This window comes from Ensifer sp. M14 (assembly GCF_003355565.1).
Taxonomy (GTDB): Bacteria; Pseudomonadota; Alphaproteobacteria; order Rhizobiales; family Rhizobiaceae; genus Ensifer.
The window spans coordinates 1-11,246 of the sequence record NZ_QJNR01000005.1; the positions used below are offsets into that span (position 1 = coordinate 1).

12 protein-coding genes and 2 pseudogenes are annotated in these 11,246 nt (G+C 58.8%); 5 read left to right on the plus strand and 9 right to left on the minus strand.

The features are described from left to right. Window positions 1-120 precede the first annotated feature (120 nt). The 6 genes and pseudogenes from BLJAPNOD_RS21305 to BLJAPNOD_RS21330 all read right to left on the minus strand — a co-directional run bounded on the left by BLJAPNOD_RS21305 (window position 121) and on the right by BLJAPNOD_RS21330 (window position 3,919). Window positions 121-744, minus strand: coding sequence for a plasmid pRiA4b ORF-3 family protein (locus tag BLJAPNOD_RS21305; RefSeq protein ID WP_115421416.1), 624 nt, complete (start codon window positions 742-744; stop codon window positions 121-123). 193 nt (window positions 745-937) lie between these two features. After that, entirely contained in the window at window positions 938-1,798 is an 861-nt protein-coding gene (locus BLJAPNOD_RS21310; protein ID WP_115421407.1) for an alpha/beta hydrolase, read from the minus strand. A gap of 81 nt (window positions 1,799-1,879) precedes the next feature. Continuing rightward, window positions 1,880-2,239 carry a hypothetical protein gene (locus BLJAPNOD_RS21315; protein ID WP_115421408.1) on the minus strand — a complete coding sequence of 120 codons (360 nt, stop codon included), beginning with the start codon at window positions 2,237-2,239 and terminating at the stop codon, window positions 1,880-1,882. A gap of 181 nt (window positions 2,240-2,420) precedes the next feature. Further along, entirely contained in the window at window positions 2,421-3,287 is an 867-nt protein-coding gene (locus BLJAPNOD_RS21320) for an SDR family oxidoreductase (RefSeq protein ID WP_173238123.1), read from the minus strand. Window positions 3,288-3,404: 117 nt separating this feature from the next. Beyond that, window positions 3,405-3,553, minus strand: a pseudogene (locus BLJAPNOD_RS21325) (DUF3175 domain-containing protein); the annotation flags it as partial. Window positions 3,554-3,604: 51 nt separating this feature from the next. Next, on the minus strand, window positions 3,605-3,919 hold the full coding sequence (locus BLJAPNOD_RS21330) for a plasmid stabilization protein (RefSeq protein WP_115421409.1): 315 nt from the start codon (window positions 3,917-3,919) through the stop codon (window positions 3,605-3,607). Window positions 3,920-4,139: 220 nt separating this feature from the next. Here BLJAPNOD_RS21330 and BLJAPNOD_RS21335 point away from each other — a divergent pair, with 220 nt between their 5' ends. From BLJAPNOD_RS21335 to BLJAPNOD_RS36050, 4 genes are all read left to right on the plus strand, one after another. Then, entirely contained in the window at window positions 4,140-5,309 is a 1,170-nt protein-coding gene (locus BLJAPNOD_RS21335) for a zinc-dependent alcohol dehydrogenase (protein ID WP_115421410.1), read from the plus strand. A 2-nt stretch (window positions 5,310-5,311) separates the two neighbouring features. Continuing rightward, window positions 5,312-6,109 carry an SDR family NAD(P)-dependent oxidoreductase gene (locus BLJAPNOD_RS21340; protein ID WP_115421411.1) on the plus strand — a complete coding sequence of 266 codons (798 nt, stop codon included), beginning with the start codon at window positions 5,312-5,314 and terminating at the stop codon, window positions 6,107-6,109. Window positions 6,110-6,372: 263 nt separating this feature from the next. Continuing rightward, window positions 6,373-6,858, plus strand: a complete 486-nt coding sequence (locus BLJAPNOD_RS21345) for a hypothetical protein (RefSeq protein WP_115421412.1) — start codon at window positions 6,373-6,375, stop codon at window positions 6,856-6,858. Between the two features lie 7 nt (window positions 6,859-6,865). Beyond that, a complete protein-coding gene (locus BLJAPNOD_RS36050) occupies window positions 6,866-7,108 on the plus strand; it encodes a hypothetical protein (protein ID WP_244611033.1) in 243 nt (80 codons plus the stop codon). A gap of 9 nt (window positions 7,109-7,117) precedes the next feature. Here BLJAPNOD_RS36050 and BLJAPNOD_RS36055 read toward each other — a convergent pair. Both BLJAPNOD_RS36055 and BLJAPNOD_RS21355 read right to left on the minus strand, forming a co-directional pair. Further along, window positions 7,118-7,165, minus strand: a pseudogene (locus BLJAPNOD_RS36055) (hypothetical protein); the annotation flags it as partial. A 137-nt stretch (window positions 7,166-7,302) separates the two neighbouring features. Further along, window positions 7,303-8,889, minus strand: coding sequence for an MFS transporter (locus tag BLJAPNOD_RS21355; RefSeq protein ID WP_115421413.1), 1,587 nt, complete (start codon window positions 8,887-8,889; stop codon window positions 7,303-7,305). Window positions 8,890-8,999: 110 nt separating this feature from the next. On the opposite strand from BLJAPNOD_RS21355, the gene BLJAPNOD_RS21360 reads away from it, so the two are divergent. Next, complete coding sequence (locus BLJAPNOD_RS21360) at window positions 9,000-9,791, plus strand: helix-turn-helix transcriptional regulator (RefSeq protein ID WP_115421414.1); 792 nt, start codon at window positions 9,000-9,002, stop codon at window positions 9,789-9,791. Between the two features lie 374 nt (window positions 9,792-10,165). On the opposite strand, the gene BLJAPNOD_RS21365 is transcribed toward BLJAPNOD_RS21360, so the two are convergent. Continuing rightward, window positions 10,166-11,023, minus strand: coding sequence for a type IV toxin-antitoxin system AbiEi family antitoxin domain-containing protein (locus BLJAPNOD_RS21365; RefSeq protein WP_343215819.1), 858 nt, complete (start codon window positions 11,021-11,023; stop codon window positions 10,166-10,168). Window positions 11,024-11,246 lie beyond the last annotated feature (223 nt).

Below are 11,246 nucleotides of genomic sequence, written 5' to 3' on the forward strand. Positions count from 1 at the left end.
CTATCCCGTGGCGCTTGAACACATGGCGAGTAGGAGTGGTCTGAAAACTTGGCGGAGTAGTTGCAAATCGAACAGTCGGCGGTTCGGTTCCTCTCAAGGCGCACCTTGAATTTAGCCAACTCATTTCATCGGGAAGGCTTTGGGCTTCGGTTGATACAACCGCCTTTTGGCATTCGAGCGCAGAGCATTGCGAACATCCTTGTCCACGATCGACAGGTCGAACCATTCCGGATCAAAGTAGCCGCCGCACCACCGAATGGTTTCGGCGTATTCAGGATCCTCCCGGTCGGCGATGGTGTCCAGGAACCGCTCATATCCTGAAACCCCACCAACATCTTCGGGCGGTCGCGCTCTTTCGCCGGCGACGCAGCTCCCGTGTTTGGGCGTAGAAGAGAGCATCAGGAACTCCTCAACCGCGACGGTGTGCCACCATCCGTCCCCGAAATCATAATTATAGCTGAATACGGCACCTTGCTCGAAGTCCTGCAAGCGAACCTCGCTCTGATCGAAGACCCGGGGATCGTCATCGGTCGCATCCTCTGTCAGGATCTCGACTTCCCCGTACCGCAGGCCACCAATCCGGAACTCATAGAGATGATAGTTCCACCAGTTGAATGCGGCCTGAATTCCGAAATGCAGCTGCTCCAGGTTCCAATGGACTGGCAGGACCAGACGACGCCAGACGTCTGGCTGGATCTCGTCGATAGAAACTCTGATCTGCACAGCGTTTGCGGCTTTAAACATTGCCCAAATGAACAAGGTTGGCGGCGATCGTCAAGATGTATGCCGCGCCGCATGCCGGGATACTTTGCAGTGCCGCGCCTTCGATTCTCACCAAGACCTTGTAGAAGCCGGAGCTTGCAGACCAATCTGCGTCAACGCGATCGAATGTTGGGTCGCGTCCGGTAGCTCGGCCACATCAAGTTCAAGCTCTATTTCATGATTCCGCGAAGAAGGCCGCGATCTGGTCGACAACGTCATTAGGGGCTTCTTCGGCCATGTGATGGCCGCTTTCGATACCGCGCCGCAGCACAATCCGGTCGCTCCACTCCGACCAAGGATTAACCGGGTCGCCGTAAAGGTTTTCCATGTCGTCCCGCAGTGACCAAAGAACTCCTAAAGGACATTGTAGACGTCGCCCTGCATCCTTGTCGCGTTTGTCATCATCGTAGTCGAACTCAAGCCCTGCGCGATAATCAGCAAGCATGCCCCGCACCACGTCAGGATTTCGGGTGGCAGCGAGATAATCCAGCTTATTTTCGGCACCAACGGCTGCTTCCGCGGGATACCACAGGTCAGGACTGCCCTGGATCGCAGCTTCTGCCTTGTCGCTTTGCGCAAAGAAGAACCAGTGCCACCAACCCTTCGCGAAGCGCCAGTCTGCGCGGCTGAGTGCCTCGTAGATCGGAACACCGTCCATAACGACGAGGCCGGAGACGCTTTCGGGAAAGTCCATCGCCAGTCGGAACGCGCGATATGAGCCACGGTCGTGGCCAGCGACACCAAACCTGTCATGGCCGAGCATAGCCATACACTCGTGTAATGCCGCCGCCTTCGCCTTTCCCGAACTATTCGCCAGAGTTACGGGCTGATAGCTCCGCCCAAACCCAGGTAAGTCCGCACAGACGACGGAAAAATGAGGCGCAAGTTGCGGAGCGACCTTGAACCAGGTGGTGCCTGTTCTCGGATACCCGTGCAGAAGGAGGATGGGAAAGCCGGACCCGCCATGCCGCACACGGATCTCGCCATGCGAGGTAGGTACGAGCCGTTCAGTGAAGTCATTGAAGAAATCGACCACAGGCTTTTCCTCGTCATGTGGCTGCGGATGTTCACCTTGGTTCTGGTGCTTTTCATGCGTCAACGGACAGAAACAACACAGCTATAGCCGCCGGATCGGGATCGCTCGAACGACAATTTCGCTCTGATGGAACCGCCTCTCGAGTTCGATCTTGTATGCGGTCCACCAGTCTTCATCTAGATCAGCTACCATAATTTCGGCGAGGACGATCTCATCATGTTCGGTGTTGGAGCTTGCCTGCCATGTTCCCTCGGCTGGAGCGTGTCGATAGAAGGTCATTCCCCCAAACTTCTGCGTTAGGCGGTGGCGAACTTGTTCATAGACATTGGCCTCGAACGGCGCCCCAGCATCATCTAGTTGGGGCAGCAAAATCTGGATAAGCCAGCAGTCGCTGCGAGTGTCAGAGAACCCACCCTGTGGGTTGTCATTGATGAACGGCATTTGGCTTCCTATGCACCAAGTGGTTGAGCCAGCCATCCAGGCCGGAGTGCTCGACATCACAAGGCTATTATCGTTTGGCTTGGTCGGAACTTACTGCAGGCTCAGGGGATAGATCTGTTATGCCGCACAACTAGGTGTTGACGGCGGCCGCCGACCCAGTTGGCCGCCGGCCAGGTGCGTATTAGATCATGATCTCGCCGCCGGTTACCGGAATGACGGCTCCCGTCATGTAGCTTCCCAGATCAGAAGCGAGCAGGACGTAAGCACCCGCCAGTTCTGCTGGCTGTCCGGCCCGGCCGATAAGGGTATTTTCCCCAAACTTCGCGGCTTTCTCGCGCGGCATGGTCGAGGGAATGAGGGGTGTCCAAATCGGCCCCGGCGCGACCGCATTTACGCGAATGCCTTTTTCCGCAAGCGTCTCGGCGAGACCCGCAGTGAAGTTTGAAATCGCGCCTTTCGTGGACGCGTATGCGAGAAGCTGAGGCGACGGCTGCCGCGACTGGATCGAGGTCGTGTTAATGATCGAGCTACCTGGCTTCATGTGAGGAGCAGCGGCCTTCGAGAGGAAGAATGGTGCGTAGATATTGGTGCGGAAGGTTTCGTCCCATTCCTCGGCCGTGATCTCGGCAATGTCGCCATAGGTCCGCTGGAACGCTGCATTGTTGACGAGGATGTCTATGCCACCGAGCTCGTCTACGGCGCGCTGCACCAGCTCCTTGCAGTGTGCTTCGTTCTTAATGTCGCCCGGAACGACAAGAGCCTTGCGTCCCGCTTCCTCGATCCACTTTGCGGTATCGTGGGCGTCGTCATCCTCGTTGAGGTAGGAAATGACGATGTCGGCGCCTTCGCGGGCAAACGCGATAGCGACGGCCTTGCCAATCCCGGAGTCGGCTCCGGTAATGAGGGCGACTTTGCCTGTGAGCTTGCCGTCACCCTTGTAGGACTTCTCACCATGATCTGGGACAGGTTTCATCTCGACTGTCTTGCCCGGTGGTTCCTGCTGCTGTTCCGGATAGGGCGGAATAGGATGTCGAGTGTCTTCCATCATACAATCTCCTTTTTTGGGGACTGCGCGATAAACCCTGAAGGGCGCTCTGGGTTCCGCAAGTACGATTCTCAGCGCAGCTAGGAACAACAGATTTAACCTGTTGATGCTCACGGGGCTGCGGCGGTCGCTATGTCGGCCGAGGCTTTCAGCGAGTCGGCGATCTTCTTGGCGCTGCGCTGTTTGAAGACGCCGCCTTTCAGATCCATCGCATCGCCGTTGTCAGTGACATCCTGCGCCCATTTCTGTTTGGATTTCTTCTTCGGCATGAACGTTCCTCCATAGAAGAAACGGCGCCACTGTCGTGACGCCGTGTCCCATTAATGATGCGCATGCTGCTCGTTGCGCTTGCGCGTGGCTGCAGCTTTCTTGGCTGAGGCCGAGCGCTCTTCCTTGGTGCGCGACGCGGCTGCTGCGCCGCCTTTGCGTCCGCCCTTTTCCGAGGAGGCGTGGTTTTCGGCATGGCCCCGGCCGGACCCTGACTTCTTGCCACCGCCACTTTCCTTGTTGACGGTGGCCCAGGCGCGGCGTTCGGCTTCCTTCTCGGAAACACCACGGTCCTCGTAGCCTTCCTCAATATGCTCGGCCTTGCGCTTCTGCTTGTCTGAGTATGCGGATTTGTCACCCTGAGGCATGGAACATCTCCTCTTGCTTTGATGAAGCAAAGAAAACGACCTCTCGACAGTCAAAGTTCCTTCCGCCATGCCCGCAGGTCGGGTCTTTTGCGAGAATTGTGGTCTTCCGTGCGCTTCGGTACAGGCCACATCGTCAAGGAACAAATTTAATCACCTGTCGTTTGCAGCCAAGACGCTCGTAAAAAGAAGACACGACCTTGGAGCAAATAGATGAAAAGCACTGACCTGGCATGGCAAGCATGACATCCGCTGCGAAAGCGTCCCCGACCCCCAGATTGAGGACGGTCGCGATGCCATCATCAAGGTCACGGCCTGCGCGATCTGCGGATCGGACCTTCATCTCTACAATGGCGTCATGCCCGACATGCACAGTGGTGACATCATGGGTCACGAAACCATGGGCGAGGTCGTCGAAGTCGGCAAGGACAACAAGAAGCTGAAGGTCGGCGACCGGGTGGTCGTGCCCTTTACGATCGCCTGCGGCGAGTGCTTCTTCTGCAAACGCGGTTTTTTCTCCGGCTGCGAACGCTCGAATCCAAAACCGGAGAAGGTCACCAAGATGTGGGGCAATTCGCCCGCTGGCCTGTTCGGTTATACCCATCTATTGGGCGGGTTCAGCGGCGGCCAGGCGGAATACCTGCGCGTGCCCTATGCAGATGTCGGGCCGATCAAGGTTCCGGAAAGCCTTACCGATGAGCAGGTGCTCTTCCTCTCCGATATTTTCCCGACCGGTTATATGGCCGCCGATTTCTGCAATATTCAGCCGGGCGACACGATCGCCATCTGGGGCTGTGGACCCGTTGGCCAGATGGCGATCAAGTCCGCATTCATTCTGGGCGCGGAGCGGGTCATTGCGATCGACACAGTCCCGGAGCGGCTGGCGCTTGCTGAAAAGTCAGGAGCCATCACCCTCGATTATATGGACAAGGATATTTATGATCGGATCATGGAACTGACCAATGGCCGCGGGGCTGATGCCTGCATTGATGCCGTTGGAACCGAATCTGATCCATCCGCAAGCTGGGATGCCCGGATCGACCGCATCAAAGTCGCAACCTTCATGGGCACGGACCGCCCGCATGTCCTGCGTCAGGCAATTCATTGCTGCCGCAACTTCGGCACGGTCTCAATCGTCGGCGTCTACGGCGGGTTCCTGGACAAGATCCCGATGGGCTCAGCGATTAATCGTGGCCTAACCTTCAAGATGGCCCAGACGCCTGTCCAGCACTACCTGCCGATCCTGATGGAGCGCATTCAGAACGGCGAGATCGATCCGTCCTTCATCATCACTCACACGGGCGGCCTCGAAGACGGGCCGGATCTCTACAAGACCTTTCTTGAGAAGAAGGATGGTTGCGTCAAGGTCGTCCTCAAACCACAGGGAGAATGAACATGGCAATCGAAGCTGGAAAAGGCCTTGCCGTCGTCACCGGCGCCTCGACGGGCATCGGCTATGAACTGGCCAAATGCGCCGCCCAGGACGGCTACGATCTGATCATCGCAGCCGATGAAACTCGCATCAATCAGGCTGCGGTCAGCCTGAAGGAGTTCGGAGTCTCGGTGGATGCAATCGAAGCCGATCTCTCAACCACAGACGGGGTAGACCGGCTTCTTGAGACCATCGAGCCGTCCGGCCGCTCCGTCGATCTGCTGATGGCCAACGCCGGCAGGGGGCTGGGAAAGGGTTTTCTCGACCAGGACTTCGCCGAGGCCCGCAAGGTCATCGATACCAATATCGTCGGGACCGTCTATCTGGTGCAGCAGGTCGGAAATCTGATGCGCAGTCGCGGCGAGGGCCGAATTCTGCTGACCGGTTCGATTGCCGGCTTCATGCCTGGCTCCTACCAAGCGGTTTATAATGGCACAAAAGCTTTCATCAACAGCTTCTCCTTCGCCCTTCGGGAAGAATTGAAAGACACAGGCGTCACGATGAGCTGCCTGATGCCGGGCGCCACCGAGACCGAATTCTTCAAGCGTGCTGACCTGGTGGACACGTCGATCGGACAGGCCAAGAAGGACGATCCGGCCGACGTCGCAAGGATCGGCTACGACGCGATGATGGATGGCGAAGGCGACGTCGTCAGTGGTTGGAAAAATAAGCTGCAGGCCGCGGTCGCCAACGTCACGCCCGCGAGCGTGCTGGCGCATCAACATGCCAAGATGGCCGAACCTGGATCCGGTCGGAACTAGGCTCAGGACCTATTAATTTCGTTTGAGATGTGATTCACGGTTTCCGACAGGAGGCCGTGATGGATGATTTGTTTTTGTTGAGCGAGCGCCAGATGGCGCGGATCGAACCGCACTTCCCTTTGGCGCATGGCATTCCGCGGGTGGACTGAACTCCAAGCTGCATACGGTCTGCGATGATGAGGGCCGCCAATCGTCATGCTGCTCAGTGAAGGCCAGATGAGCGACCACAGCGAGCGGATCGACGATCAGATTGCAAGGGAAGAATGGCACCGCTTCCCGGTGATCGACGCAGAGAGTTCGTCATCAGCATCGACACGGCCCATGTCCGTAGCGCCGAGCCCAATTCAGCGCGCAACTTCGAGCTTGTTGTGGCCCGATGCGGTCGCGGCGGTAGGGGGGATGCCGGCGGCCGCTATTTCGCAACCGCCAGCACAGAGCAGAAGGCGATCCGGGATCGAACTCTGCATGCGCTTCGACGGGAGGGGTATTGCGGTTATGGCGACGTCACCGTGCTCTCCGATGGCGCTGAAATCCTCAAGCGCCTGCCGCGCGCCATGCCGAAACCGACAGCCCATATTATCGACTGGTTCCACATTGCCATGCGGGTCCAACCCATGCAGCAGATCGCGGACTGCATGGTACGATCCCAATCCGGTCTCTCCGAGACTCTATCGTCCGTCGACTGGGAGATCAAAGCCGTGAAGTGGCGCCTATGGCACGGACGTGTTGATCGCGCCATCTGTCCTTGAGGGGCTATTGGCACGGCTGAAGCCCTCACAAGTAGAAGGCGCCTTCTCCATCGCAACGCTTCACAGCCTCGGTTCGCAACTCCTGACCTATATTCGTTCGAACCGTGGCGCGATCGTCAACTATGGAAAGCGCTACACCGATGCGCAGGCCGCCATGCTCGCGCGCGCCACCATACCAGCGGTCTTGACCGCATGGTCGAGTTGGTCGAGGCAGGCCGCACGTATGGCGCTCGAACAGCAGGATACCTAGTTTCTTCTTTAACGACTTCCCCCGCGTGCTGAGGCTGGACTGGCTCACGCCAAGCATGTTCGCTGCGTGGCGAAAGGTCAGTTACTCGCAACGGCTAAGGTCTGAACGAGTGACGTCATTGGAATGCGTCCACCCAACAGTGATGGGATGGGCAAGGTCTCACACTCCTCCTTCAAATTCCGACGACGCATCGGCTACTCCTCGCCTGACCGTTCTGGCGAATGTCCGAGCGCTCCGACATGCCGCAGCGCCACGGCAGCGAGAATGGCCAGGATCACTACGCTGACGGCGCTAAAGATGGCAGCACCGTTGAAGCCTGCCGTGAATGCGGCTTGTGCTTCTTCAATCAGGCCAGCGGGTAATTCTGACGCCACCGCAGAAGCGGCCCATAAGCTGTCGGTAACTGCGGAGCGCGCTTCTTCGGCAAGGTTATCGGGTATGCGATTGGACATCGTGGTGCGATAGACGGCGGTGGACAGACTTCCGAGCACGGCGATGCCGAGCGACACGCCCAAGTCCTGCACCGTCTCAGACATGGCCGAAGCCGATCCTGCCTTCTCGGCCGGCGCCGATCCAACCACCAGGTCGGTGCCAAGCGCGGCGATGGTGCCAAGCCCCAGATAGGCAAGCGAGAAACCGGTGACGGCAACACCCACTTCCGTCTCCCCGACACCCAATCTTGTGAGCATCAGATAGCCCACGACAGACAGGGCGAGCGCCCCCGCCACCACGAAACCAGGCCGGACGCGCCGTGCGAGAAGGGGCGCGCCAATGCCGGCAGCGACCATCGCCAGCGCAGGCGGTCCCATCCAGAGACCCGCCACGAACGGGGAATAGCCGGCAACCAGCTGCAGATATTGGGTTACGAGCAACATGGTGCCGCCCACCGGTACAAGACCGAAGAGCAGCACTATCAGCGCCACGCTGAAGGCTCTGTTGGCAAAGAGGCTCAAGTCGAGCAGCGGGTGTGCAAGCCGGCGCTGGCGCTGGACGAACAGAATGGCGAAGACGAGGCCCACGTTGATCGCTCCGACTGCGCCGGGACCGAAGCCGTCCTTGGCGACCTGCTTGATGCCGTAGATCACGGGCAACATGGCAGCGAGCGACAGACCGACGCTGATAAGGTCGAGTCTCCCATTCTGCGGAGCGCTGTATTCGGGCAGTAGGACGGGCGCGAGCAAAAGCAGCAGCCCGACGATGGGCAAGGCGATGAGGAAGGCCGCCCCCCACCAGAAATGCTCAACCAGCAGACCGCCGACGACAGGCCCTATCGCCATGCCGAGCGCGAACATGGTCGCCCACACGCCGAAACCAAGGGCGCGCTGCCGCGGATCGGCAAACATGTTGCTGATGAGCGCCAGCGTCGAAGGCATCAATGTCGCACCAGCCACCCCGAGCGCGCCGCGCGCCGCGATCAGCATGACGGCGCTGGTCGAGAAAGCCGCGAACACCGAGGCAACGGCGAAGACCGTCGCGCCGATCATCAGCAGCTTGCGCCGGCCGATGCGGTCGCCAAGCGTACCCATGGTGATGAGGAAGCCGGCGATAAGGAAGCCATAGGCATCCATGATCCAGAGCGCCTCGGTGCTCGTCGGTTGCAGGTCAGCGGCCAATGCCGGCAATGCCAGATGCAAAAGCGTGAGGTCGAGCCCGAGTAGCATGGTCGGCAGGGCCAGCAGCGCCAGCCCCAGCCATTCGCGCGCTCCCGCCTTTGCAGTTGTGGTTTTTACGCCGGCCGCCGCGTCGGGAAGAGAAACGTCGAGATTGCCCTGAGAAGTCATTTTGCCTCCTTGTCGGAGGCAGATCCTTGCCTCCTTGTCGGACGCAGATTTTTGGAGCAGAATAATACTGTTACAATATAGGAATTTATCCTATTACAAAGAGCAACGCCATGTCCAGCCGAACTCTCGCGCGTACGCGAAGCGAACTCTCCGACTTCCTGATGCGTCACAGAACAAAGCTCGCGCCCGCCGATGTCGGCCTGGCCACCACGGCACACCGCCGCACGCCAGGCCTGCGGCGTGAGGAAGTGGCGGCGCTGGCGGGCATCGGGCTCACTTGGTATACATGGTTCGAGCAGGGCCGTGACATACAGGTGTCGGAGAGCTTTCTGCTCAAGGTAGCGAAAGCCCTGAAACTGGACGACGCCGAGTGCAGCCATCTCTTTCTGCTGGCCCATCGTCGCCCACCTCCGCCCGAAGCCTATCAATGGCCATCAGTCGGCGCGCTAATCCAGCAATTGCTGGAGGATCTCGTCACGCGACCCGCCTATGTCATCAATCTGCGCTGGGATGTGATTGCGTGGAATGTGGCGGCTAACAGCCTGTTCGGTTTTTCCAGCCGAGAGCAAACGGAGCGCAACGTCATGCGACTGGTCTTTGCCGACCCCGAACTGCGCCGTCGCCTGCCGGAATGGCGTGAGGATGCGCCCAAGCTCCTCGCGCAGTTCCGCAGCGATCTGGCAACCGCCCCCGACGATCCCACTATGCTTGCACTGATCGATGATCTGAAAAAGCTGTCACCTGATTTCCGACGGTGGTTCGAGCTACCTGGCATGGACAGCTACAGTAGGGGCATTGGCGCTATCCTCGATCTAAATGGCGCGCGGCTCGATTTCGCCCACGAGACGCTCATTGCTGATGAGCACCGCCACCTCAGGATGATTGTCTACTTTTCGCACTGAAGCTTGCTTCTAGCTTTAGGAGAGATTCCCGAAAGGTCGGGCCTCGATCACCATCGCATCGACACCAGTAAGGTGGGGCGGCACCAGTGGCCATTCACTCGCACGAAGGGCAGCAGAGGAGCGCCGGAAAAGAGACCGGTAATTTATCTGGGGCGCGCACGAATTTTTAGTGCCGGCTGGTCCATCTCGGTTGCCTCAATGAGGGAGGCGACGATGGCAGTGGAATGGACGATCACTATCGAGGGCAAGAATGAGTTCGGTGATATTTGCCGAAAGGAGGTCGCCTGGGCTTTCAATACATCCGTCTCACGCGCCACAACCGGACCAGATTTCTCAGGGTCCGCACCAGGAGATCGACCTGGCGCATGTATTGTTCACGGGCCATCCGGGGCCTCCTTTGGTATCAAGTCGGCCGGGACTGTGATGCGATAGATCGGGTGCAGCCGGCCGCCCGGCGTCAGCGCCCGGTCGCCCTTGCCGAGATCGACGGATGCGATGTCGATGTGCCGACGCCAGGCATGATTGTGCTTGTCGGCAAACACGAAGAAGAGGCGCTTGGTTTTGACGCTCCGGCAGAGGGTGAGGAGCGTCGTCAGCAGTCTCGGGCGCAGATTGGCGAGGCTCTCGAACGCCACGTCCACCTTGTGGAAGCTTTCTCCCTTTGGGACCTCGTCGAGCATTTCGAGGATCGCGCGTTCGGGAGAGGACATCGGCATCGGCCAGCGCCACGGACTCTGTGCCAGCTCCGGATCCTCGTCGTTGGATACGTCGAAATCTGCGTTTTCGACGCCGACCACTCTTTCGCCAAACAGGACGTTGCTCCTGGTCTTCACCTCGGCGTCCGTCTGCAGCTTCGATAGCCATGGCGGGATATCAGATCCGTACAGATAGAGGGCGAATTCGCCGCCGAACGACAGGTAATGAGCATGTCCCCGCAAGGATAGCGAGCTCGCCCCGCCGACATGAAATTCATGCCGCATGAGCCAGACGGCCGAGAGCAGGGGTATTTTCCAGCCTCCGACGGCTTCTGGATTGGTGTCCGAGGAAAACGGGCGGCGGTACACACCCGACATGACCGGCTCGAGCCAGCCCTGTTTGACATAGCCTGAGACGGACTGCCGCGAGATGGCATGACGCGCCATCCACCCCGAATCCACCAGGAAGCCAGGGGGGACTTGCTGGAGAAGCTGCTTTAGCTTTGTCTCTGATTGTCCACTCATGTTTGACATCATGGCATAAAGTTAAAGTTCGTGCGACTCCAACTTTACAGGGCGCCAAATTTGTCAATTCAGGATTGACCGCATGCGTCGGAATCAAAGTAGAAGTCGGGTGAGCGTCCCCTGCGGACCGGTCTGTCGGCAGAACTGAAGCCCCTGTCGACTCTTCACCCATCCGGGCAGCTATCCCGTGGCGCTTGAACACATGGCGAGTAGGAGTGGTCTGAAAACTTGGCGG

Bases quoted from the DNA above. Each gene is read 5' to 3' on its own strand.
- BLJAPNOD_RS21330 (WP_115421409.1), bottom strand. From the start codon at position 3,919: ATGCCTCAGGGTGACAAATCCGCATACTCAGACAAGCAGAAGCGCAAG.
- BLJAPNOD_RS21345 (WP_115421412.1), top strand. From the start codon at position 6,373: ATGGCACCGCTTCCCGGTGATCGACGCAGAGAGTTCGTCATCAGCATC.
- BLJAPNOD_RS21305 (WP_115421416.1), bottom strand. From the start codon at position 744: ATGTTTAAAGCCGCAAACGCTGTGCAGATCAGAGTTTCTATCGACGAG.
- BLJAPNOD_RS21365 (WP_343215819.1), bottom strand. From the start codon at position 11,023: ATGATGTCAAACATGAGTGGACAATCAGAGACAAAGCTAAAGCAGCTT.
- BLJAPNOD_RS21360 (WP_115421414.1), top strand. From the start codon at position 9,000: ATGTCCAGCCGAACTCTCGCGCGTACGCGAAGCGAACTCTCCGACTTC.
- BLJAPNOD_RS21355 (WP_115421413.1), bottom strand. From the start codon at position 8,889: ATGACTTCTCAGGGCAATCTCGACGTTTCTCTTCCCGACGCGGCGGCC.
- BLJAPNOD_RS21315 (WP_115421408.1), bottom strand. From the start codon at position 2,239: ATGCCGTTCATCAATGACAACCCACAGGGTGGGTTCTCTGACACTCGC.
- BLJAPNOD_RS21340 (WP_115421411.1), top strand. From the start codon at position 5,312: ATGGCAATCGAAGCTGGAAAAGGCCTTGCCGTCGTCACCGGCGCCTCG.
- BLJAPNOD_RS21320 (WP_173238123.1), bottom strand. From the start codon at position 3,287: ATGATGGAAGACACTCGACATCCTATTCCGCCCTATCCGGAACAGCAG.